The organism is Robertmurraya beringensis (assembly GCF_042433785.1).
GTDB lineage: Bacteria > Bacillota > Bacilli > Bacillales > Cytobacillaceae > Robertmurraya_A > Robertmurraya_A beringensis.
In genome coordinates this window covers 51,714-70,021 of record NZ_JBHLUU010000118.1, presented here as the reverse complement: position 1 = coordinate 70,021, position 18,308 = coordinate 51,714, and the positions used below count along the sequence as shown (strand labels likewise).

Genomic DNA, 18,308 nt, shown 5'->3' with positions numbered 1-18,308 from the left:
AGGGTACGTCATCATAAGTTACGCAGAGATCCATTGTGCATCAAATAATTCCCTAACACTACTTACCACTATTACCCAGTAGTGACCGCGTAGCGTACCCATGTATTGGAATAGATTCACATAATATAAAAATATTGTTAGGGAACGTGTCGAAAAATATTTTTTTGACACCCCAGCAACGGGTTAAACTGTTGCTAAATCAACATTTATAGAGGGAGGGTATAGATGAAAATCAGTCGAAAATACCCAATTTTTGATGAATCTGTCGAGAGAGAGTTGCTTACCAAAAGCTGGATTGCTCTACGAGAACCGAAAAATGTATGGAGTTCTATTTTACTTTCATTGCCGTTTATGTTTTTAAATGGTTGGATAACGATTTCGATTGTGACTCTATTTTCTCCTTTAACTTTAAAGGAATTTGGAATATCAGATAACGGTGTAGAAATAAACTTCAACTTAATTTATGTTGGAGCTCTATGGCTCTTGGTTGTGATCCATGAGATATTACATTTAGTTTTTATTCCTAATTTTCATAAGTCGAAAATAACATATATAGGACTTAGTTGGTTTGGCGGTTTTGTAATCACAGAAGAGAAAATGAGTAAAATTAGGTTTCTTATCATCTCGATTGCTCCTTATTTGCTCCTCTCCATCCTATTACCATTGGTGCTAGGTTGGTTAGGTCTTTTATCAACTCCTATTAAAATACTAGTGCTACTAAATTCATTGGCCTCTTCAGTTGATATACTCGTTTTCTTTCTAGTCTTATTTCAAGTACCTAAGCATGCTGTAATTGTAAACGGTGGTCCCAGAACATATTGGAAGTTATTGGAGGAGCTTAGAAATGTTTGAGGTTCGTAAAATAAACAATCTTTCTCAAGTAGATATCAATGCTTTGATATCAGAGAGTAAAAAAGAGGGGTTCAATTTTGTAAAAAGGTTAGTTAATGACTATGAAACTGGTGACAACCGTTTTTCTCTATCTGGTGAAGCGCTATATGGTGTTTTTGCTTTAAATGGAGGACTTGTGGCAATAGGTGGACTAAATCAAGACCCCTTTTCAAAGCAACCTAGCATTGGAAGGCTGCGAAGGTTTTATGTAAGAAAAAGATATAGAAGGATGGGGGTAGGGAAATTATTATTAGAATTAATCCTCTCTAAAGCTGATCTACATTTTCATGTCATTGTTTTACATACAGACACAATGGAAGCAGATCGATTTTATGTAAGTTTTGGATTTCAAAAGGGAGAGTATTTCCCAAATAGTACTCATTTTTTACTCTTAAAGGGAAACGAGAGGATCGGGAATGAAAGTTCAAAGTAAGTTCATTCGTATGACAAAGGTGTTGTCTCTAGCATTTACTATTTTTCTGCAAATCTACTGGTACAAGCTACGAAGAAAGCCTGAATCAGAGTGGGAAAAGCTTTGGGGGAAGATTGGTGAGCGGTTTCGGAAAACCCTGTTCGAATTAGAAGGTTTATTGATTAAAATTGGTCAAATATTAAGTATTCGTTCAGATTTACTTCCACATGCATTTATCAAACAAATGGAGGACTTGACTGATCATGTACCGCCGTCAAAATGGGAGGATATAGAGAAAATCCTTGAAAAAGAATGGGGAGGCTCTATTTACCAGCATATTGAATCTATTGAAAAAGAGGCGATTGCATCGGCCTCTATCGGAGAAGTGTACCAAGCATTGTTAAAGAATGGAACAAAGGTGGCTGTAAAAGTTCAGCGTCCAAACATACAATCTATCGTTCAAATCGATTTTCGGACACTAGGAATGATCATTTGGTTCGCTGACCATTTTGTCCCGGTACCGAAAGGATTTATTAATTTTCAAATGTTATATAAGGAACTAAGAGAAGTGATTGAAAGGGAGCTAGACTTTGCAAAAGAGTTAGAGGCCCTACAATCATTTTCCAACCGATTTAGTGATCATGATACAGTTAAAATACCAAATGTATTTCCGGAGCTCTGTACGAAAAAGGTGCTTGTCATGGAATGGGTAGAAGGAATAAAACTGACCGATGTCGAAGGGTTAAAACAGGTAGAAATCAGTCGTAAAGAAATCGCTCAAAAACTCATTGAACTCTTCCTGCCACAATGGTTAGAACCGGGTTATTTTCACGCAGATCCTCATCCGGGAAATGTGATGATTAGTCAGGAAGGAAAAATTATTTTATTAGATTTTGGAATGGTAGGAAAAATCAGTAAAAGAGATGCCTCTTATTTTCAAGCACTTATTGAGGCATTCTTAGCCAAGAATTACAAAAAGGCAGTAGAGTGTTTGGCACAATTAGGATTCTTACTGCCAGATGCGGATACTCAAGCAATGGAGAGGCTTTTATCTGAGCTCTTGTCCTTTCAAATGAGCGAGTTGAAAAATATGGACCTACTTGCTTTAAAATTAGAAATGAACGACATAATTCAAGCCCTTCCCATTCAGGTACCTACAAGTTTCGTGTTTTTAGCACGGTCTGTTGGAACAATAGAGGGGATTCTACGAAACGTGGCTCCAGAAGAAGAACCACTAGATCTTGGGAAACCAGTGTTTATGGATTGGCTTAGGAACCAAAGTAATAAATGGACCTTTATCTGGCAGTGGCTTCAATCACAACCGATCTTTAAAGTACTTCACTCAGCCAATGAATTTCTTCAAACACCACAAAAGCTCGAGCAATTAAAGGAAACCGAACAAAGACGAAAGTTCCTATTTATTACTCAAGAAAATCATAAAAAGCAAATGTTTCAGCTTTTGTTAGTTGGATTAATGGGTGTAGGGTTTGGGTTGTATGTAATGAACCCTTTCATTTGGAAAATAGGAGTGGGAATATCAGCAGCTTCCTTTGTAGCCTATTTAGGTGCAAGCTTTAAGCAAAAAAAATGGGTGAAATACATGCCGGAGAAGAAGAGAGTATAAATATCAGTGAGTGCGCTAAATCGGTAATATCACTTAATATTATAAAAAGAAAGAGGCTTATTAACAATGAAACATATTCTTTTATGCTGTGGTGGGGGATTTTCCTCAAGTTTATTGGTTACAAAAATGCAGGAAGTTGCGAAGCAATACGGAGAGGATGCCTATCGTATTTGGGCAATTGGTGTAGGAGAAGTTGAGCGACATTTAGAACATTTACGAAAAGCGGATGTGTTACTTGTGGCTCCACAGGTACGCTATTTACTTCCTGACTTTCAAAGATTAGCCAAAAAAGAGGGATTGCAGTTACCGATAGATATGATTCAACCAACCCATGCACTACGGAACTTGTAATGGCCAAGCCGTTTTAACGTTTGCAGATGAATTAATAAATAAAAAAATATAAGCAAGAACCGGTTGAGCTAAAAAATAGATCACTCAAATCGAGTGATCTAGCTGGCTGCTTACCGGTCATAGTTAAAGTCGCTTAAGGAATCCATATGGCTCGCGATCATGGCAATAATCGTACTAGCTTCCTCTTTAGAGAAGATAAAATTGGTTTCGTCTTTTATTAATTCGTCGTCATCTGTCCAAATTCTGTTCACTCTGCGAAGAACACCGTCCCCTGTCTCTTGGACAATACCGAACTGGTAGGAAACTTCAATTTCATCTTCGTACATAAAGGCCGTCACTTCAGGTGTTTCCCACTCAACATCAACCTGTTCTAGTATATCATCGCTTTCATCTTCATCGTCCATGAGAACATAATCAACTTCAACATCGTCATTTTCGTCGTCGTCCACTTCGTAGTAATCGTCATCATCGAAATCATCATCATTCATAAAGTCATGCAAACTTTCATGGACCGCATCAATTATGTCCTCGATATCAGCAAGGATTGTTTTTGACGTTTGCCCAAGCTCTACATCAATGGAATCAATATAGAACTCTTCGTTATGTGGATCGAAATAAAGGGTACAGAAATACTCTCGATCATCGTCTTCTGTTTCTACGTAAAACTCCATTCGTGGATGTTTTGCACCACGATCAACAGACATATGACCTACTTGATCATACTTATCACAAATAGACTCTAGATGATCCTGCAATTCGCCACTTACTCGGTCAAACCATTCTAAAGACATAGAAAATCCCTCCCTTTCAAGGTTATCGTTCATATTATTTCCTACTTTTTCATTTAGTTACGTACCATAAAAAACCAATATTAAATATGGTGGCTTTCACAATAGATATCGACGATCTTTTCTATTTCATCGTGGTTCGGAAAATTCCCGTGAAAATCAAAGGTAATTTCTTCTTTAAAATCACCATGATGATACACTTGAATCGAACCCTTTTGTTTAATCACACTAAATTCGGTCTCAAACGTCCAGCCATTTCTTTGAATTGCTCCCAAACTTTATTCCCTCCTATGCCTTTTAACAATAGTATTTACCTAACAAAATATTTTCGTACATAGTTCTGATTCTTTAAAGCATCCTATCATTAGGAGGTGTGTGACCGTGGTACCAAGAAAACCTGGAAGCGATAAACTACCTGATTTTGAACAATTAGATGATCGTGTAATCGCCAAACATACAGAAGCACCCATGTTAGTTATTAAAACAAATTTAGATCCAGAGGATTCTACAGTGGATAATCCTTATTATAAAAATAAAGACTTAACAGATACGAAAGAATTTACAGATTACTTTGAGGAGAAAAAGTAATGTACACAAACACTTCTTCTAAATTGGGAGAAGTGTTTTTTATGTAAAGAAGGACTATTACACGTTTGAAACAGAGACAAACTCAATGTTTGTGTTATTTTTATGGAAATATGTAACATTTATAAAAAAAGTCCCGTCTACCTTAATAGTGAAAACAGATACAGCAAACAACATAGCAGCGGATCAACCACCCATTTATTGTTAGGAAAGGGTGCAAGGCGGAATGTTAAAAACAAGAATATTATTACTAATAGGGATCGGACTATTTATGGTATTGCTATTTCTAACACCAAGTTTCTTACCTCCAAAAGCTGTCCCGGTATTGGATCTTTCTGCAAAGGCAGAGGAAAAGGTAACAAAAGAAGTTAAAGAAAAAAAGAAAATCACAAGTGTTCAATGGAAAGGAAATATATATCGAGACCTTGAAACACATTATTATCATTTTTCTACCACCAAAAAAGGCACAATTCATGTAACTTGGGGACCGAATACAGATGGTTCAGATTTTATCATTACTGATCAAAATTGGGGATCCATGTATGGTAATGGAGATGTATTACCTGCAGGTGACTACATGTTTGTTGTCACTTCCAATCCTATCGAATCACCGGAAGATCCGTCACTTCTTACCTACGAATTTACGCTTAAAGGCCTTTCGTTCAAGGAAGCACCAATTACTACGCTTCCTCAATTAACAATTGAGAGTCCTGTTAATTTGGTAACACTTCTACCAGAAGGCGATCATACCATCACTTTTAAAGGTCGTTCAGATGCAGATTTCTTACTATTTGGTGCTTCTGGATTTGGGGATGAAGTGACGGAATCCTTAACTAGTTCATTTGAAAAGCACCTTGTATTCAATGAAAAAAGTCCAGCCTATAATTTTTATAGAATAACAGCTACCAATGAAGCGGGTAATGCTGTTAATCGATATTTTGAAGTATTGTATGAGGGTGGCATAAGAGAATAACAGGGTCCGCACTCGAGCTGAAATAGACGGAGAAATTCCGCTTAATTAATAATTATTATTAAAAATAGCTTACAATAGACGGAGAAATTCCTCCTACTGGCTTTGAAATTTCGAAAAGGGGAGATTTTGCTTTGCATAAGCGGAAAATCTCCCCTAATTTACCCCGAAACGAGCTCCATTCTGCATCTAACGGAAAAATCTCCGCTTATTCGATACGTATTTTAAGTAAAGCACCTCAAAGTGGAACCCTTTACTATTTTTGCCCTCAGCTTTTATTATTTGAGAAATGTTATAATTTAATAGACGGAAAGAAAGGATATTCACATGCAGCCATTTACAGAGCAAGTAGTAATGATAATAAAAAATATCCCTGAAGGAAAAGTGATGACCTATGGGCAAATTGCCAGACTTGCCGGTAGTCCAAGAGCTGCTCGTCAAGTGGTTCGTATCCTTCACTCGATGAGTAAAAAGTATGGTTTGCCTTGGCATCGGGTCATAAACACAAAAGGGCAACTCTCGATCCAGGATGATTCTTCGTATCAAGAACAAATCTTATCTTTACAAAGCGAGGGTGTAAAAGTAAGCGAAAAAGGACAGGTTTGCTTAGATATATTTCAGTGGAAGCCAAAAGGGAAAGAGAGTAGCAATTAGTTGTTGCTAGTTCTCTGAAGCAAGACGAATGATAGAGAACAAGGGTGTTAGAGTAAATGGAGGAAAAATAGAAGATATCCATTTTCATTTAACCCTTTCTGACGGCTTGATTATTCAAGTCGGTAAACGAAAGTTCGTCCAAATACAATTAAACAAGTAAAGGTGATCATATTGAAAAAAGTAATATTTATGGATATCGATGGAACACTTGTAAATGAACACGGAGTAGTTCCAGAATCAGCAAAAAAGGCTATCCAACAGGCGAGAAAAAATGGACATCAAGTATTTATTTGTACTGGCCGTTCAAAGGCAGAGTTATTTCATGATATCATGGAAATCGGATTTGATGGGATTATTGGTGCTGCTGGGGGTTACATTGAAGTAGATGAAAAGGTCTTAATTCATGAGCGAGTTTCTACAGAAGATGTGATCCATTTGGTTGAGTTCTTCAATGAGCATCAAATAGATTTTTACCTCGAGTCAAATGGAGGCTTATTTGCGAGTAAGAATTGTAAGAATCATATACAAGGCATAATTAATAACTTTTTAGCAGAAAATCCACATGCCGAAGAAGAGGTCAAAAAGGGAATTCAGCCTTTTCATGATTGTTTAATTGACGATGAGGATTTAATCCGTGATGATATTAATAAAATTTCTTTTTTAGGCTCTAACGTTCCTATTGATATGATTAAGCAGGAATTCTCATCAAAATTTACCGTGATACCAAGTACGGTTCCCCTGTTTGGAGAGAATAGTGGCGAGTTATCTGTACCAGGAATTCATAAGGCGGTGGCGATTGAGAGATTACTTGAGCATTTACAAGTGGATCGGGAACACACATACGCCTATGGTGATGGTATGAACGACTTAGAGATGCTGAAGTTTGTACAATTTGGCATTGCAATGGGAAACGCGAAAGAAGCATTAAAAGAAGCAGCCGATGATATTACTGATACGCATGATAACGATGGAATTTATAATAGTTTTAAAAAATATCAATTAATATAAAACATTGTCAGCTACCGTAATGGTAGCTTTTTTCATGAGTAAATGATTTTTCACTTCCGTTTTCTTGTGTTTGAATGGGTTGATATAGAGGATAGACTCTTGGTACAGTATTTGTATAGTGAATTTTCAGAGTACTATGCTGATGCAAGAAATAAGATAGTATTGGTGGGGGACAAGGAATTGCAATGGTAATAGAGCAAGGATGATGAAAGAAGGGACAGGTAGAGTGTAAAATGAACAGCAGCTTCCGTTAGTCCATGGAGCTGCTGTTTTATTATGGCTCTTTATGAATGGGGAGTTCTATTACAAATGTGGTCCCTGAATTTTCCATGCTTTTGGCAGTCATATGACCATTGTGATTTTCAATAATTTTCAGTGAAACCGATAGGCCCAAACCGGTCCCCATATCCTTCGTTGAAAAAAATGGCTCGAAAATATTTGTCAGAATGGAGCTAGGAATCCCTTTTCCATTATCACTGAACTTTATTTGAATATACTCATCTTCTACATTAGTACAGATTCTTACTTCTAGTGGAATATCACTTTCTGCCTGTAAAGAATTTTGAAATAGATTAATAAATACCTGAAGCAACTCTTCACGATTGCATAAGATAAATAGATTCTCCGTATGTGATGGTATATGAAAATCCAGATTTACGTTGTGCAGCAAAGCTTCACTTTTAAGGAAATTCCATAAATAGTCTGTAAAGAAATGCTTTATTTGCATGCGTTCAAACGCTTTTTCGGAAGGCTTTGCAATACTTAGAAAATCTGTAATAATTTTATTCGCACGATCAATTTCCGGAATGAGTAGATTCGAAAATAATTGACCGGTATCACTCCCCACCTCTTTTTCAAGGAATTGGAGGTACCCACGTACAGTTGTTAGAGGATTCCTTATTTCATGCGCGATACCAGCCGCGATACGCCCCGCTAATACTTGTTTTTCTGCCGTCTTTATCTTTTCCTCCATAAAAAAGCGATCGGTCATGTCACGTAGTTGTCCGTACGCTCCGATAACCTTGTCACCCTCATAAATCGGTTGTGCATCGAAAAGACAAATAATTTGGTCTCCAATAGTACTTTGAAAAATGACTTCTTTACTATCATAAATTTCATGCAAAGTAAGAACCTTTTTAAAATAGTTTCCTATTATAGGAAGTTCATTAATACTTGTAAAAGAATGTTGAAAGATTTCCTTAACAAAATCAGTAAATTCTAAAATGATCCCATTTGCATTTGTAATAATGATTCCGTTTCTGGCTCCATTTAGCAATACTTGATTAAAGATATTAAGCTTACGATTTTGTTTTCTTAAAAGCAATTCTCTCTCAATAGAATCGACTAATTGGTTAAGCATTGGCAAAAATAAAGGATTGTGAAAAGCAACAGGGACCATTATATTTACACTACCTAATAGATTATCCTCATCTTTGTAATGAAAAGGTGCGCCATAGCAAGCCATTTCATGAAGAAAGGTGTGGTAATGGTCCTTTCCTACTAACTGAACGGGATGCTTGTGTTCTAATGCCAGACTAACTACATTCGTTCCTGTATCTTCTTGTCTAAATAAACTTCCCAAGTGAATACCAAATTGATCAATAGTAGACTTTATGAGGTCGTCACCTGCTAGGTCTAATAGGTAACCTTCTGCATCTGAAATAGCTATAAAAATAGGAGTTTCTTGTAAAGTAAGAATCAGTTTTTCTGAAAAGAAACGAACAACTGACAGTATTTCTCTATACGCTTCTTGTCTTTTTTGAACATCTAATTTGGATAAAGTTACTCTGGGACGAACGATCTCATTTGGATTCATCCCAATTTCTTTACACTTCAGCTTTGAAAGTGTGACATAATGCGGTTCCTTTTCATTCATTGAATAGCACCTCAAAAATAATAAATGCAAATTGTATTATAACATGGAATATGTATCTTTTATCCAAGTGTTTTACCCTTGGGGAAAAACATAAAGAAGATGGGGGTAATTAATAAAGTTATCGAAACTTTTTCTAAGCCTCTTCGTAAATGATTTTAAGCAAGATTATTAAAAAGGAGGGCTAGGGTGAAAACTCATAAGAACTTGTTTTTATTTGTCTTTGGTATCTTTATCTTATCTATTTTTTCAGTGTTCACCTATTACATTAAAAATGGTGAATTTGTAAAGTGGAGCCATTCTTGGGTAACGAAAGATAATGAAATATTCTTCGAACAAAAAACACCCATTTACTTAGGCTATTCCTTGGATTGGAACGGGATAGGAAAACCAGTGATAAAAGATATTCTTTTTCTTAAAGAAGATGGTACGGATATAAAAGAAGAGAAAGATCAAATAGAAATCATCCCATACATTATAGATGAGGATTTTGGTTCCATGTTTTACGAAGTTGATGCCACTGAAGAGGGAGTTGTGGAACGTCTTCGTCTAGTCGAAAATTATAAAGTAACAAATGAAAAACTAGAGATTGTATTAAAGGTGCAACTGAAAGATAACAATTGGGACGAAGACATTGCTAAAATGGTAATTGAATATAAAAACCTAGGGATTCCTCGAAAGCAAACGATTCATTTTGATGGCATTATTGATAAAGATAGCTAAGGCAAAAGGCGCAATTGATGATGCGTTCATGATATAATGGACAAAAAATATAGACATCATTATTAGGTTAGTAGACAAATCATGTGATGGTTTTTAAAGGAAGGTATCTATGGTAGAAGATAACATAACAAGGATTCATCTAGATGGAAAAGAATACATACTTATTGGGACCGCCCATGTGTCGAAGCATAGTGCAGAGCAGGTGAAAGAGGTTATTGAAGCTGAGAAACCTGATGCTGTCTGTGTAGAGTTGGATAAGCAAAGATACCAATCGATTACGGAAGGTAACAAGTGGAAGGAAATGGATATAATTCAGGTGATTAAGGAAAAGAAAGCCTCCTTATTACTGATGAATTTGGCGATTTCTTCCTTTCAAAATCGAATGGCCAATCAGTTTGGCATTAAAGCAGGGCAGGAAATGATACAAGGAATTGAATCAGCGAAGGAAACGGGCGCAACACTTGTACTCGCCGATCGGAATATTCAAATTACCTTTGCTAGAATTTGGGGTGGCATTGGTCTTAAAGGAAAAGCGCTTCTTTTAAGCCAAGTGGTCGCAGGTATTTTTAGCAAGGAAAGTATTACGGAAGAAGAATTGGAAAAAATGAAAAGTCAAGATACGCTCCAAGCGATCCTTAATGAATTCACGGAAACCTTTCCGCGATTAAAGAAACCTCTGATTGACGAACGAGACCAATATCTTGCACAAAAAATAAAAGAGGCTCCTGGAGAAAAAATTGTTGCCGTACTTGGAGCAGCACATGTACCAGGTATCAAGGAAGAAATTAAAAAAGAACAGGACTTAGCAAAGCTAACCTCTGTTCCCCCTAAATCAAAATGGCCAAAAATCATTGGCTGGAGTATTCCAGTAATGATCTTAGCAATCATTGCGTATACGTTTATTGCAAACCCGCAAGCAGGGTTATCCCAAACATTCAGTTGGATTTTGTGGCACGGTGGGTTATCCGCATTAGGAGCAGCAATTGCACTCGGTCATCCATTGACGGTTTTAACAGCCTTTTTGGCAGCACCGATTACTTCCTTAAACCCAGTTCTGGCAGCAGGCTGGTTTGCTGGACTTGCCCAAGCTTATGTCAGACGCCCAAGTGTTAAGGATTTTGAAACGTTGTCTGAAGACGTGTTTAGTGTAAAGGGATTCTGGAAAAACAAAGTTAGCCGAATCTTATTAATTGTTGTATTATCAAATCTTGGAAGTACACTTGGAACAGTTATTGGCGGAGCAGACGTTATTCGAGTATTTTTCGAGAACTTATAATGTAAGAAGATGAAGACCAAAGAGGTCCTCATCTTTTTTATTATTTAGGGCGGAGCTATTGAAGGGTTTAGCTCTCCTTGGATATCCAGAAATTAGTGAGTTGGGGGAACTAAATCAGCATTTACAATAACGCAATTGGTGGATTGCTTGGAACAGATCAGAAGTTTTCAACCGTAGGAATTTCATTTGGGTTGGATGTAATCTATACAGCGATTAGCGCAATCAAGAAGATGAACCAGGAGGAATCTTCTTGATTATTATATTATTCCAATTAACTCTGAAATAGAGTCATTAAAAGTGGCGAAGCAGCTTAGGGAAAGGGGTTATAACGTAGAACTGGAATTAGGAAAAAAGAAACTTGGGAAGTTAATGGAAAAAGCAAACAAAGAACGTTTTCCAAATGTCATTATCATAGGAGAAGAGAAAATAAATTTGAATCAAATTAAAATAAAAGAGATGAAATCAGGTTAGGAAAGAACAGAATTTTTTCCATTTTAAAATAAAATTATGGTGTATAATGGAAAATATCACGACAGCAGGTGAGAAATATATATGAAAATACGAAAGCTTAATACGGGGGAATCAGTGCCATTCGATTTGTTACTTCAAGCTGATCCTTCTCCAAAAATAGTAGAAGAGTATATCAATAGGGGGGATTGCTATATAGCAGAAGATTCCAACATAATCGTTGGCGTGTACGTAATACTCCCTACTAGACCTGAAACCGTTGAACTAGTAAATCTGTCCGTTTTAGAGAGTAAACAAGGAAAAGGGCTCGGTAAAAAGCTTATTTTGCACGCCATTCAGATAGCGAAGGATCGAGGATTTCAACGAATAGAAATTGGTACCGGTAATTCCAGCATTGGACAGCTGGCTCTTTATCAAAAATGTGGCTTTCGGATTGTGGGAGTAGACATCGACTTTTTTAATAAGCACTACCCCGAGGAAATCTACGAAAATGGTATCCATTGTAGAGATATGATTCGACTATCAAGAAACTTGTAAGAAAAGAAAGGGGAATTTTTTTATGATATTAGAAGCGGTAATGCTTCAGGTAAGAGAGGGTCTTGAAGAGGAATACGAGGAGGCATTTCGACAAGCATCCGGGATTATTTCGAGTATGAGAGGCTATCTTTCACATGAGTTACAGCGCTGCTTAGAAGTAAAGGGCAAGTATTTATTACTTGTGAAATGGGACACACTAGAGGACCACACAATTGGATTTCGTGGGTCAGCAGAGTACCAGGAGTGGAAACTATTATTACACCGTTTTTATGACCCGTTTCCTACAGTAGAGCATTTTAGTAAGGTTGAACTTTAAGTCTGAGATATTTTATGAGGATCCTATTAGAACTGGTGCGAATCGTATTATTGTTCGGTTTTCTAGGGAGCTTATTTTGGACGCTATTTACACTTATTCATGAGTTTCTAGAAATAAATTTAGCTAATAAAGAGTGGATGCTTTTTCTTTCCATTTTTATTCTCTTTTTTGTTTTATATCGGAATAGATGGCAGTTTAGTGGATGGTATAATGGGAAGGGGAGAGAAAAGCTTCCCAAAAAAGTTACGAATGTATTAGTTTTTTGTGCATGTTTACTTCTCATTTTAGTTCCTTTTTTAAACATGAAATAGGTCCAGATAAACGATTAGGGGGTTGCACTGGCAATCCTATTTTACTTTCTGTTTGAGACATTGTAATTCATAAATTTAATTATATGATTGGAAAGTGATTTACGTTTTTGTGCCTTTATTGGTTTTAGAGCGGGGTGGGCAGTTTGAATTTTATTTACATTGCTTCTTCAGTAGGAGAGTTATTTATGGAAATATCTTTAATAAGACATGGAAGATCAAAATGGGTACGACTTTATAGGAATAATAAAGGATTAGCTGATTTGATATTAAGCTCTTCCTTTTTAATAATTAATATGTTACCATTTAGTCACATATAATAAGTGACCATAAGGTAACATGATATGTTTAAAACGAATCTGGAAAGGATCATTATGATGGAGGATGAACTTTCGGCTCTTTTTAAAGCACTGGGCCACCCGATCCGAAGACGCATTCTTGATATATTGAAACAATCGCCCCAAACGACGGGAGAACTAAATGATTTTTTCCCCGAAGTATCAAGATATGCAATAATGAAGCATTTATCAGCCTTGCAAGAAGGCAACTTAGTAATTGTTCGACGAGAAGGGAAGTACAGGTTTAATTATCTAAATGTCATTCCATTAGAGGAAATGAACAAAAGATGGGTTGGGAAATATATGAAGAAGGATGCCCAATCACTACTGAATTTAAAATCAGTAGCTGAACAAACAGGAGGAGAACTAGAAATGGATCAATCAAAACAAGCACGAGTGTTCCGTATTGAGCAAGAAGTAGTCATAAACGCACCACGGGAAAAGGTTTTTAAAGCGTTAACCGAGAAGGCAGAAGACTGGTGGGAATTTCGGTTAGCTCCAAAAGGTGTGCCGTCAACCTTTTCTTTTGACCCTGTACCAGGAGGACAATTTATTGAAAAATGGGGCGAAAATGATGGAGCAGTATGGGGAAATGTGTATTATGTAAATGCTCCAGAGGAAATTCGACTACATGGTCATTTAGGCATGCGTGGGGCTGTTAATAGTGCATATACCTATCGATTGATTGAAAAAGAAGGCGTTACAACCCTTCAATTATCTCATACAGCTTCAGGCGTTCTTGAAGAAGAATGGGAGGAATCACATACTCATGGATGGAAGCATCTTCTTGGCACGTTATTAAAAAAATATGTTGAAGAACAATAGCTGATCCAATCTCAACTGGAGGAACATAATCATGGTAGACGTGTTTACTGAAATCATCATAAATCGTCCGTTAGAAAAAGTAACAACGTATGCATCCAATCCGGAAAATGCTCCAGAAATGTATGTGAATATACAGTCGGCGGAATGGAAAACTGAAAAAACGGTACAGAAAGGATCTCAAATTGCATTTAAAGCAAATTTTCTTGGACGAGAACTTGCTTATGTATACGAGATTACTGAATTCCAACCAGGGAAGAAGTTAGTCATGAAGACTTCTTCTGGTCCGTTTCCAATGGAGACTATCTATACATGGGAGGAAATTGAAAGGGATGTTACTCGTATGACTCTTCGAAATAGGGGAATTCCCACTGGCTTCTCTAAACTTTTCTCTCCTTTTATGTCCACGATGATGAAGAAAGCAAATATAAAGGATTTGAAAAAGATAAAAGCCATTCTGGAGGATTAAGGATGAGGAATATTTTCCAGTATTGATGAGTAGGCATTCGCCCTTCCGATTTCTTTCTGTCATCATAGGATAGTATGGTAACGCTTTAGGGAGGTGTTTATGAATGTATAACAATAGTTTTGCGTTAATCGTTGTACTATTCATCTTGTTAATTATTGTTGGTTCTGCATTTGTTGCCTAAATGCCATAAATATGTAAAAGAGTCAGCCTTAACTGGTTGACTCTTTTTGACTTTAATAAAATTTTGTTATTGTGTGCAAGATTTTAGTGTGCTATTGTATTTTTGTAACTTATTAAAGATGTTTAATAAGTGTCTTGAAACGGTGGTGAAGTGATGAGTGATTTAATTGCAACTCCGAAATCAATGAAAAATGTCATCTTAAAGGGAATTCGAACTGGATTACTTGAACTAGGGAGTGCAACAAAAGTTGAATTAAGTAATAAATTAGGAATTAGTTTTCCTACGATTAGCAAGTTTCTCACGCAAATGGAAAAGGATGGAGAACTGTTGGTGGTTGGCCTTGATGATTCGAGTGGAGGAAGAAGGGCTAAACGCTATTCATACAATCCAGAGTATATGTTGGGCTTGGCAATATTTTTAGAAAGTAATGAAACTCACTATACCGTTTTTAATTGTTTGGGTGAGGTAAAGAAGCAAGGGAACACGTCAAGCGTATTAAAGAATAACGATTTAAGTCTGTTAACAAAGCGTATACAGGACATCATTGCGGAGTATCCAGGAATATCTTCCATTGCGATTGGCGTACCTGGGTCGGTCGATAATGGTCGTATATTTTACATACCTGATTATGACCATTTGCAGAATTTTGATTTAAAAGGATATTATGAAAATCTTTTTTCTATCCCTGTTGTAGTGGAAAACGATATGAATGCAGCTGTACTTGGCTACTTTAAATCGCTCGGGAATACGGACAAACCGTCTCTCGTATACTTGTATTTTGGCAAGAATGGTCCAGGTGCAGGGGTTCTAATTAATGGAGATGTGGTGCGTGGACGTTCTTTTTTTTCAGGAGAGGTATCCTTTGTTCCCCAGTACGATAAAGAAAACTTCTTTCAAGCCTTAGAAAATCGATCGGCATTTCTTGATGATCATTCATTGGATGCGGTATGTAGGTTAGTAGCTACATTTGTTGCAATAATAAACCCTCATATGGTTATTTTTTGTCATGGTGAAGTGAATGAAAAGGTTCTTGAAGAGATAAAAAAACAAAGTTCGATCTATGTTCCGAGTGAGCATCTTCCTGAACTAACCGAAAGTAACTGGAAGCAAGACTATTTGTTAGGATTACAGAATTTAGGGCTGGAGGTCATGATCACAAAAACAAATATATAAACAGACATGAGAGGAGAACTTCTAATGGCAACATTTTTCTTAGTGATCATTTATTTGGCTTTTATTAGCTTAGGTTTACCAGATTCTTTATTAGGGGTTACGTGGCCATTAATGCGATCAGAATATGGAGCACCAATGGAAATGGCTGGCTGGTTATTTATGACGATTGCAGGTGCCACGATTGTTTCGAGTCTATTTACAGGGAAAGTTCTTAATAGGTTCGGTACTGGTAAGGTGACTTTTATTAGCTGTCTCTTGACGGCTGTAGCCATACTTGGATTTAATTTTGCACCATCAATTATATGGTTGTTTATTTGTGCCATCCCACTTGGATTAGGAGCAGGTTGCGTGGATGCTGCTTTAAACAATTATGTGGCTGCTCACTATAAGGCACACCATATGAGTTGGCTCCATTGCTTTTGGGGAGTAGGGGCTACGCTTGGACCCATTATTATGTCTTCATTTCTGACAGGAGATCAATCGTGGAGAAGTGGATATTTTACCATTGCTGGTCTTCAGTTTGGATTAGTCGTTATTCTTTTCTTAACCTTGCCGTTATGGGAAAAGGTAGCTAGTAAATCGAACAACAAACTAAACACAGAAATAGATGTTTCTAACAGTCAGACTACAAAAAATGAAAAACCTCTTCAAATTAAGGGAGTAAAGTTAGCCATGGCTACTTTTTTATTTTATTGTGGTGCTGAAGCGGGAATAGGTCTTTGGGGAAGTAGTTATTTGGTAAACGTAAAGGATTTGTCAGTTGGAGTTGCTGCTCAGTGGGTTTCTTTGTATTATGGAGGCATTACGATAGGCAGGTTCTTGACCGGCTTTATTACGCTAAAGGTGGATAACAAAACGTTAATTCGCTCAGGCCAGCTTACAGCGCTTGCTGGTACGATCCTTTTGCTATTACCTCTACCTTCAATCTTTTCTCTGGTAGGTTTAATATTAATTGGTTTAGGTTTGGCACCCATTTTCCCTTGTATGTTACATGAAACTCCAACACGCTTTGGAAAAGAACATTCACAGACGATCATGGGTTATCAAATGGCGCTTGCCTATACGGGAAGTACCTTTTTACCACCATTACTAGGATTGCTGGCTGCTCAAACAACGATTGGAATATTCCCCTATGTGATCGTACTCTTTGCTTTTGGAATGTTTTTGGCTTCTGAAAGGTTGAATAGAATCATGGTCGAAAGGAAGACCTTATTGAAAAGAAATACTGAATCACCTGCCATATGACCCAAGAGGGAGGAGTAGAGAGATATGAAAATTGAGCATATAGCCATTTGGGTAAAAGATTTAGAAAAGATGAAAGCTTTTTATGAAAGATACTTTAACGGAAAATCAAATGAAAAGTATCATAATGTGAAAAAAGGCTTTGAATCTTATTTTATCCAATACGAAAGTGGAGCGCGTTTAGAGATAATGCGCAAAATAGGTGTGGATAAAGAAGATCAAGCTGACAGAATTGGTTGGGCACATGTCGCCTTTTCACTTGGCAGTAGAGAGAAAGTTAATGAATTTACGGAAACATTGCAAAAAGATGGGTTTATTCATGTAGATGGGCCTCGTTTAACGGGTGATGGTTATTATGAAAGTGTTATAAAAGACCCTGAAGGGAATCTTATTGAACTAACCGTATAAACCATAAGTAAAGGCTACCTTTCAGGGTGGCTTTTTTTATTTTTACTGATCTAGCTATCTTTTATCAGAACAGGGTCTAACCCTATTTTGAATCCATAAATTAATGGGGGCATTTTTTTCATTTAGGCATATGATGAAATGGTCAATTAATAAATAGATAACATGAGTAGGAGGTTGTATCTATGTACAACTACGGAAACCCGTATTACTATGCCTATAATTATCAACCAGTCCAACCTTATTATTATTATTTCGAAGATCCATCTGTTTCTGCTTTAAGACAACCAGTCGATTTAGGGAGAAGATGGGAAGTTGAAGAAGGTGGTTGGAGAGCTGTTTGGACAAGACGTGGAAACAGCAATGTGTTTGATGGTAGATGGACGAGAGCCGGACAAACGCCAATTACTGCTGTATTGAGAATGACTGTGGACGGCAATTTCGTCTGTATTTCAAGAAGAAATAGTAGCGACGGAAACAATTGTCAGTATGTAGGCAGAATTGAAGGGAACAGAGTTGTAGGTAGCAATGTATGTAACAGAGGCGGCGGGTCTTGGAGCGGTACGATTTTAAGAGGAGGTGCAGAACCAGATTTAGGCAGAAGATGGGAAGTAGAAGAAGGTGGCTGGAGAGGAGTTTGGACACGACGAGGAAATAGCAATGTATTTGATGGTAGATGGACTAGACAAGGGGCAACTCCAGTTACAGCCGTGTTAAGAATGCAACAACAAGGAAACCAGGTTCGAATTGAACGTAGAAATAGCAGCGATGGAAACAACTGTACCTACACAGGTAGAATAGAAGGACGAAGAGCATCTGGAAACTTCACATGTGACCAAGGTGGAGGAAATTGGAGTGCTACAATCACTGGATAATGAAATGGAGAAGGGCTAC

Annotated in this window: 22 protein-coding genes and 2 pseudogenes; 21 read left to right on the top strand and 3 right to left on the bottom strand. The window is 37.1% G+C overall.

Annotated elements, in window-relative coordinates; translation table 11 throughout:
• Positions 1–225 precede the first annotated feature (225 nt).
• The 4 genes and pseudogenes from ACFFHF_RS18750 (at position 226) to ACFFHF_RS18735 (ending at position 3,330) form a co-directional block, all read left to right on the top strand.
• Positions 226–852: a DUF3267 domain-containing protein gene (locus ACFFHF_RS18750; protein WP_160546862.1), complete on the top strand. Its 627-nt coding sequence runs from the start codon at positions 226–228 to the stop codon at positions 850–852.
• Positions 845–1,324: a GNAT family N-acetyltransferase gene (locus ACFFHF_RS18745; RefSeq protein ID WP_160546861.1), complete on the top strand. Its 480-nt coding sequence runs from the start codon at positions 845–847 to the stop codon at positions 1,322–1,324. Before ACFFHF_RS18750 ends, ACFFHF_RS18745 begins: the two co-directional genes overlap by 8 nt.
• Complete coding sequence (locus ACFFHF_RS18740; RefSeq protein ID WP_377058802.1) at positions 1,308–2,927, top strand: ABC1 kinase family protein; 1,620 nt, start codon at positions 1,308–1,310, stop codon at positions 2,925–2,927. Before ACFFHF_RS18745 ends, ACFFHF_RS18740 begins: the two co-directional genes overlap by 17 nt.
• 66 nt (positions 2,928–2,993) lie before the next feature.
• Positions 2,994–3,330 (top strand): annotated as a pseudogene (locus tag ACFFHF_RS18735) (PTS sugar transporter subunit IIB).
• A 58-nt stretch (positions 3,331–3,388) separates the two neighbouring features.
• On the opposite strand, the gene ACFFHF_RS18730 reads toward ACFFHF_RS18735, so the two are convergent.
• Entirely contained in the window at positions 3,389–4,069 is a 681-nt protein-coding gene (locus tag ACFFHF_RS18730; protein WP_160546859.1) for a hypothetical protein, read from the bottom strand.
• A gap of 80 nt (positions 4,070–4,149) precedes the next feature.
• Positions 4,150–4,341 carry a DUF5370 family protein gene (locus ACFFHF_RS18725; RefSeq protein WP_160546858.1) on the bottom strand — a complete coding sequence of 64 codons (192 nt, stop codon included), beginning with the start codon at positions 4,339–4,341 and terminating at the stop codon, positions 4,150–4,152.
• A 106-nt stretch (positions 4,342–4,447) separates the two neighbouring features.
• Between ACFFHF_RS18725 and ACFFHF_RS18720 the strand changes: the two genes are divergently transcribed.
• From ACFFHF_RS18720 to ACFFHF_RS18700, 5 genes and pseudogenes are all read left to right on the top strand, one after another.
• The gene (locus ACFFHF_RS18720) at positions 4,448–4,654 is read left to right on the top strand and encodes a hypothetical protein (protein ID WP_377058801.1); all 207 of its coding nucleotides are present in this window, start codon (positions 4,448–4,450) and stop codon (positions 4,652–4,654) included.
• Positions 4,655–4,877: 223 nt separating this feature from the next.
• Positions 4,878–5,624, top strand: coding sequence for a hypothetical protein (locus ACFFHF_RS18715; protein ID WP_160546857.1), 747 nt, complete (start codon positions 4,878–4,880; stop codon positions 5,622–5,624).
• A gap of 324 nt (positions 5,625–5,948) precedes the next feature.
• The gene (locus ACFFHF_RS18710) at positions 5,949–6,275 is read left to right on the top strand and encodes an MGMT family protein (RefSeq protein ID WP_160546856.1); all 327 of its coding nucleotides are present in this window, start codon (positions 5,949–5,951) and stop codon (positions 6,273–6,275) included.
• A 13-nt stretch (positions 6,276–6,288) separates the two neighbouring features.
• Positions 6,289–6,435, top strand: a pseudogene (locus ACFFHF_RS18705) (S4 domain-containing protein); the annotation flags it as partial.
• Positions 6,436–6,443: 8 nt separating this feature from the next.
• Positions 6,444–7,283 (top strand): Cof-type HAD-IIB family hydrolase, encoded by an 840-nt coding sequence (locus ACFFHF_RS18700; protein ID WP_377058805.1) that lies wholly within the window; start codon positions 6,444–6,446, stop codon positions 7,281–7,283.
• A 274-nt stretch (positions 7,284–7,557) separates the two neighbouring features.
• Here ACFFHF_RS18700 and ACFFHF_RS18695 read toward each other — a convergent pair whose 3' ends face one another.
• Positions 7,558–9,159 carry an ATP-binding protein gene (locus ACFFHF_RS18695; RefSeq protein WP_160546854.1) on the bottom strand — a complete coding sequence of 534 codons (1,602 nt, stop codon included), beginning with the start codon at positions 9,157–9,159 and terminating at the stop codon, positions 7,558–7,560.
• 186 nt (positions 9,160–9,345) lie between these two features.
• Here ACFFHF_RS18695 and ACFFHF_RS18690 point away from each other — a divergent pair, with 186 nt between their 5' ends.
• The 12 genes from ACFFHF_RS18690 to ACFFHF_RS18635 all read left to right on the top strand — a co-directional run bounded on the left by ACFFHF_RS18690 (position 9,346) and on the right by ACFFHF_RS18635 (position 18,289).
• Positions 9,346–9,879 (top strand): hypothetical protein, encoded by a 534-nt coding sequence (locus ACFFHF_RS18690; RefSeq protein WP_160546853.1) that lies wholly within the window; start codon positions 9,346–9,348, stop codon positions 9,877–9,879.
• Between the two features lie 109 nt (positions 9,880–9,988).
• Entirely contained in the window at positions 9,989–11,155 is a 1,167-nt protein-coding gene (locus ACFFHF_RS18685) for a TraB/GumN family protein (protein ID WP_160546852.1), read from the top strand.
• 261 nt (positions 11,156–11,416) lie between these two features.
• Positions 11,417–11,626, top strand: a complete 210-nt coding sequence (locus ACFFHF_RS18680; RefSeq protein ID WP_377058804.1) for a His/Gly/Thr/Pro-type tRNA ligase C-terminal domain-containing protein — start codon at positions 11,417–11,419, stop codon at positions 11,624–11,626.
• Positions 11,627–11,707: 81 nt separating this feature from the next.
• A complete protein-coding gene (locus tag ACFFHF_RS18675; protein ID WP_160546851.1) occupies positions 11,708–12,160 on the top strand; it encodes a GNAT family N-acetyltransferase in 453 nt (150 codons plus the stop codon).
• Between the two features lie 22 nt (positions 12,161–12,182).
• Positions 12,183–12,476 (top strand): antibiotic biosynthesis monooxygenase family protein, encoded by a 294-nt coding sequence (locus ACFFHF_RS18670; protein WP_160546850.1) that lies wholly within the window; start codon positions 12,183–12,185, stop codon positions 12,474–12,476.
• A gap of 652 nt (positions 12,477–13,128) precedes the next feature.
• Complete coding sequence (locus ACFFHF_RS18665) at positions 13,129–13,947, top strand: SRPBCC domain-containing protein (protein ID WP_377058800.1); 819 nt, start codon at positions 13,129–13,131, stop codon at positions 13,945–13,947.
• A gap of 31 nt (positions 13,948–13,978) precedes the next feature.
• Positions 13,979–14,413, top strand: coding sequence for an SRPBCC family protein (locus ACFFHF_RS18660; RefSeq protein WP_160546849.1), 435 nt, complete (start codon positions 13,979–13,981; stop codon positions 14,411–14,413).
• Between the two features lie 103 nt (positions 14,414–14,516).
• A complete protein-coding gene (locus tag ACFFHF_RS18655) occupies positions 14,517–14,594 on the top strand; it encodes a YjcZ family sporulation protein (protein ID WP_160546877.1) in 78 nt (25 codons plus the stop codon).
• 153 nt (positions 14,595–14,747) lie between these two features.
• Positions 14,748–15,767 carry an ROK family transcriptional regulator gene (locus ACFFHF_RS18650; protein ID WP_160546848.1) on the top strand — a complete coding sequence of 340 codons (1,020 nt, stop codon included), beginning with the start codon at positions 14,748–14,750 and terminating at the stop codon, positions 15,765–15,767.
• A 24-nt stretch (positions 15,768–15,791) separates the two neighbouring features.
• Positions 15,792–17,012, top strand: a complete 1,221-nt coding sequence (locus ACFFHF_RS18645; RefSeq protein ID WP_160546847.1) for an MFS transporter — start codon at positions 15,792–15,794, stop codon at positions 17,010–17,012.
• 24 nt (positions 17,013–17,036) lie between these two features.
• Positions 17,037–17,417 (top strand): VOC family protein, encoded by a 381-nt coding sequence (locus tag ACFFHF_RS18640; RefSeq protein WP_160546846.1) that lies wholly within the window; start codon positions 17,037–17,039, stop codon positions 17,415–17,417.
• A 182-nt stretch (positions 17,418–17,599) separates the two neighbouring features.
• The gene (locus tag ACFFHF_RS18635; RefSeq protein WP_160546845.1) at positions 17,600–18,289 is read left to right on the top strand and encodes a hypothetical protein; all 690 of its coding nucleotides are present in this window, start codon (positions 17,600–17,602) and stop codon (positions 18,287–18,289) included.
• Positions 18,290–18,308: the final 19 nt, after the last annotated feature.

Coding starts and splice junctions, on each gene's coding strand:
- ACFFHF_RS18750 (WP_160546862.1), top strand. CDS start 226: ATGAAAATCAGTCGAAAATACCCAATTTTTGATGAATCTGTCGAGAGA.
- ACFFHF_RS18745 (WP_160546861.1), top strand. CDS start 845: ATGTTTGAGGTTCGTAAAATAAACAATCTTTCTCAAGTAGATATCAAT.
- ACFFHF_RS18740 (WP_377058802.1), top strand. CDS start 1,308: ATGAAAGTTCAAAGTAAGTTCATTCGTATGACAAAGGTGTTGTCTCTA.
- ACFFHF_RS18730 (WP_160546859.1), bottom strand. CDS start 4,069: ATGTCTTTAGAATGGTTTGACCGAGTAAGTGGCGAATTGCAGGATCAT.
- ACFFHF_RS18715 (WP_160546857.1), top strand. CDS start 4,878: ATGTTAAAAACAAGAATATTATTACTAATAGGGATCGGACTATTTATG.
- ACFFHF_RS18710 (WP_160546856.1), top strand. CDS start 5,949: ATGCAGCCATTTACAGAGCAAGTAGTAATGATAATAAAAAATATCCCT.
- ACFFHF_RS18695 (WP_160546854.1), bottom strand. CDS start 9,159: ATGAATGAAAAGGAACCGCATTATGTCACACTTTCAAAGCTGAAGTGT.
- ACFFHF_RS18685 (WP_160546852.1), top strand. CDS start 9,989: ATGGTAGAAGATAACATAACAAGGATTCATCTAGATGGAAAAGAATAC.
- ACFFHF_RS18675 (WP_160546851.1), top strand. CDS start 11,708: ATGAAAATACGAAAGCTTAATACGGGGGAATCAGTGCCATTCGATTTG.
- ACFFHF_RS18670 (WP_160546850.1), top strand. CDS start 12,183: ATGATATTAGAAGCGGTAATGCTTCAGGTAAGAGAGGGTCTTGAAGAG.
- ACFFHF_RS18665 (WP_377058800.1), top strand. CDS start 13,129: ATGTTTAAAACGAATCTGGAAAGGATCATTATGATGGAGGATGAACTT.
- ACFFHF_RS18660 (WP_160546849.1), top strand. CDS start 13,979: ATGGTAGACGTGTTTACTGAAATCATCATAAATCGTCCGTTAGAAAAA.
- ACFFHF_RS18655 (WP_160546877.1), top strand. CDS start 14,517: ATGTATAACAATAGTTTTGCGTTAATCGTTGTACTATTCATCTTGTTA.
- ACFFHF_RS18650 (WP_160546848.1), top strand. CDS start 14,748: ATGAGTGATTTAATTGCAACTCCGAAATCAATGAAAAATGTCATCTTA.
- ACFFHF_RS18645 (WP_160546847.1), top strand. CDS start 15,792: ATGGCAACATTTTTCTTAGTGATCATTTATTTGGCTTTTATTAGCTTA.
- ACFFHF_RS18640 (WP_160546846.1), top strand. CDS start 17,037: ATGAAAATTGAGCATATAGCCATTTGGGTAAAAGATTTAGAAAAGATG.
- ACFFHF_RS18635 (WP_160546845.1), top strand. CDS start 17,600: ATGTACAACTACGGAAACCCGTATTACTATGCCTATAATTATCAACCA.